This is a genomic window from Bacillus sp. mrc49, from assembly GCF_002803435.1.
Map to the genome: position 1 here is coordinate 1 of NZ_PHNG01000618.1, position 729 is coordinate 729.

Consider the following 729-nt stretch of genomic DNA (forward strand, 5'->3'; position numbering starts at 1 on the left):
AATCTATTATTCCCTTCTTCGTCTACATAAGGAACTATCCAGGAAACGGCGGTTAAATCCGTTGTACGCGATAAATCCACGCCAATATAAGCGTCTTTCCCGGTTATAAAAGGTTCTAGCTCTATGGCACACGCTGCCCACTCTTCCCCTTTCAAAAAGCTTTCTTTACTGGCGTTTTGCCACATATTGAAATTCTTTACTACTGTCGGGCCAAGATCGTTTTTCGCGCGGGCTTCGGTCAATTTCTTTTTGATATTCTTACTCATTACGTCCTTACGTGCCGCAACTTCTAGTAGTGGATTCGATTTGATCCATAGCTTTTCTTTGTTGATCTCTTTTATGTCGTCCTGCTCGTAGCAGATAGCAAAATAATTATCGTTTATTTCTTCCCCGCTGAGGATCTTTTTAATATAGGGGTATTCCTGCGAATACATAGGGCCATTTAATTTAAAGCCAGCTGTTGAAATGATTAATATTAACGGCTGCGGTTGCTGGCCTTGTGAGCTTTCTAATACTTCCATCATTTCAGTCGTGGCGCTTGTGTGATACTCGTCTAAAATCCCTAACAGTACGTTCATACCGTCCAGGTTGTCAGTATCGCGCGACAATGGTTTTAAAAGACTGTCGTCGTTATCATAACGAATTTCATTTTGTACGATTTTCGTTATTTTTCGAATACCAGGGCTTATATTCCGTACTTTCTTAAGTTGGCTTACGATCATTTTATAA

The 729-nt window shown here is 40.3% G+C and carries 1 protein-coding gene; it reads right to left on the reverse strand.

Annotated elements, in window-relative coordinates; all coding sequences use genetic code 11:
* Positions 1-729, reverse strand: a 729-nt coding sequence (locus CVN76_RS06435; RefSeq protein ID WP_232732125.1) for a terminase TerL endonuclease subunit, incomplete at both ends; no start/stop codon positions are given.